The organism is Streptomyces sp. NPDC058964 (assembly GCF_042741275.1).
GTDB lineage: Bacteria > Actinomycetota > Actinomycetes > Streptomycetales > Streptomycetaceae > Streptomyces.
The window spans coordinates 1-1,915 of sequence record NZ_JBHYKH010000700.1 but is presented as its reverse complement, the minus strand read 5'-3'; the positions used below and the strand labels follow the sequence as shown (position 1 = coordinate 1,915).

The following is a 1,915-nucleotide window of genomic DNA, read 5'->3' as shown; positions in this document are numbered from 1 at the left end:
GGTGTTTTTTTTTCCGGGGTGCCCTCACAGGCCACCCTTTGTGGTTTGTTTAACTGGGGGGTGTTTAACCTGTAGTTGTTTTTGTTGGTTTTCCCCCTATTGTAAGAGAGCCACGTCCAGCTCCTCGACGACCGACGGACCCTCCAGGCCGTGGAGAGCGCCCTCCGTGACCTGGAGCCCACCACGGTGCCCGAGCCCAGCGTGGGGTTCGAGCCGGCCGCGGTGTCCCGGCCCGGCGGCACGTTCATCGGGCCGTTGGCAGACAAGCTCGGAATCCGGCCCGCGACGCTGCGCAAATGGGAGCGCGCCGGGCTGGTGCGCCCGCGCCGCGACCCGATCACCGGGTACCGCGTCTACGACGAGGCCGATGTACGGGACGCCCGGCTGGCTCACCAGCTCAGGCGGGGCGGTTACCTGCTGGAGCAGATCGCCCCGCTGATCGCCCAGGTGCGGGCGGCCGGCGGGCTGGAGCCGCTGGAGGCCGCACTGTGCGACTGGCACGGCCGGCTGTCCGCCCGCGGGCGGGCGATGCTGACCGGGGCCGCGGAGCTGGAGGCGTATCTCCGTGAGCGGGGATGAGACTTCGGTCGCCAGCCGAAGAGAAGCCGAAGAGAAGAAGGGGCACCAACGGTTCCGTCTCGGCTGACCCGTCCGCCGATGTCGGCCCGGTGCTCGACTGAGCCTTACCCCTCATCGACCGCAGCCGGATCACGCAGGGGCCGCAGGCCGCCAGGCAGGTCCGGGAGCTGGAACGGGTACCGGACGAGCATGTTGATGTGGTGCCGCACGAACGGGGAGAGGCGGGCCACGTCCTCGTCGCGCACGTCGAAGCCGTCCGCGCGCAACTGGTTCACCGCGGCGTCTTTGTACCGCGTCGTGCACAGCACGAGGGCGTCGAGGACCAGGCCGAGCGCGCCGATCTGGTCCCCCATGCCGTCCTGGTGGCGCTGGTAGAGCTGCCCCCGAGCGGCCGTGTTGTTCGAGGTGGTCGGCGAGCCGGAACACCGGTCCCGCAGACAGCGGGGCTGGGAGGCCGGCTTCCCGCCCGGCCCCCGCAGCTGCGCACGCTCGTCGGTGTCGCCATCAGTGTCCGCGGCCAAATCCACGGACGACCTCGACCTGTCCGAACGCCGCGACGGACGCCCCTTCGACTCCGACGACGAGGACATCGCCGCCGCTCTTGCCGGCGCCGCCGGTAGCGCCATCGAGAACGCTCGCCTGTTCGACGAGCAGGTACACGACAACGCCGACACTTCCAACGCCTCCTGACCCGCCTGCCCGGCCTGTAGCCCTTCACCACCGCCGCCGTCCACCCGCCCGCCCGCGCGACCGTCATCGGCGAAAGACGTCGGCCACGATCTGTCAGTGGCCACGGCGTGACTGTTGGCGGCACGCCCCACGGAGCGACGTAAGCCGACCGCTGGGCCGGATGCCCCTGATATCGACTGTTCGGCGCTTGCGCACCTGGCTGCGCGCGTCCCGTGACAGGCTCACCGTCGACTTAGCCGCCCACTTCGCCGCACAGCCCCCTGTCTGCTGCGGGGCGTCCATTACGACGGCTGGGACCCGAGCGTCGAACCGGGTCGATGCCCTTGTCCAATCCTGGATACGCCTGGCGACACTTCGGCTGTGGGAACCGAGCGCGCGTGCTGCCCATCGGTTCGCTGGAGCACCTGCTGCTTGCCGTCGGGGAGCAGGCTATCCGTGCTCTGCGTGCCCACAACCGGCCTGACGGTGCGGGCCGTGCCCCGCGCAACGCCGCGCAGGCCGCCGCCGCAGCCTCGGCCGAGCGACGCGAGCGCGACGCCGTGTCCGCTTGGCTGGCGCAGCGGGACACGGCGACGCTTCCCTGACCCGGGCCGCAGCCCGGTGTGCACCCGCAGGCGAACGCGTCAGCACCGTCCGGCGTCCAACT

General features: G+C 70.5%; 2 protein-coding genes and 2 pseudogenes. 3 read left to right on the top strand and 1 reads right to left on the bottom strand.

The window, feature by feature from the left end; all coding sequences use genetic code 11:
- Positions 1 to 97: 97 nt before the first annotated feature.
- Positions 98 to 579: pseudogene (locus tag ACFW2E_RS43245) on the top strand (MerR family transcriptional regulator); the annotation flags it as partial.
- Positions 580 to 683: 104 nt separating this feature from the next.
- Here the strand turns inward: ACFW2E_RS43245 and ACFW2E_RS43240 are convergent.
- A pseudogene (locus tag ACFW2E_RS43240) lies at positions 684 to 962 on the bottom strand (Tn3 family transposase); the annotation flags it as partial.
- Between the two features lie 124 nt (positions 963 to 1,086).
- Between ACFW2E_RS43240 and ACFW2E_RS43235 the strand changes: the two are divergent.
- Both ACFW2E_RS43235 and ACFW2E_RS43230 read left to right on the top strand, forming a co-directional pair.
- The gene (locus ACFW2E_RS43235; RefSeq protein WP_384476585.1) at positions 1,087 to 1,269 is read left to right on the top strand and encodes a hypothetical protein; all 183 of its coding nucleotides are present in this window, start codon (positions 1,087 to 1,089) and stop codon (positions 1,267 to 1,269) included.
- Positions 1,270 to 1,646: 377 nt separating this feature from the next.
- A complete protein-coding gene (locus ACFW2E_RS43230; protein ID WP_384476583.1) occupies positions 1,647 to 1,853 on the top strand; it encodes a hypothetical protein in 207 nt (68 codons plus the stop codon).
- Positions 1,854 to 1,915 lie beyond the last annotated feature (62 nt).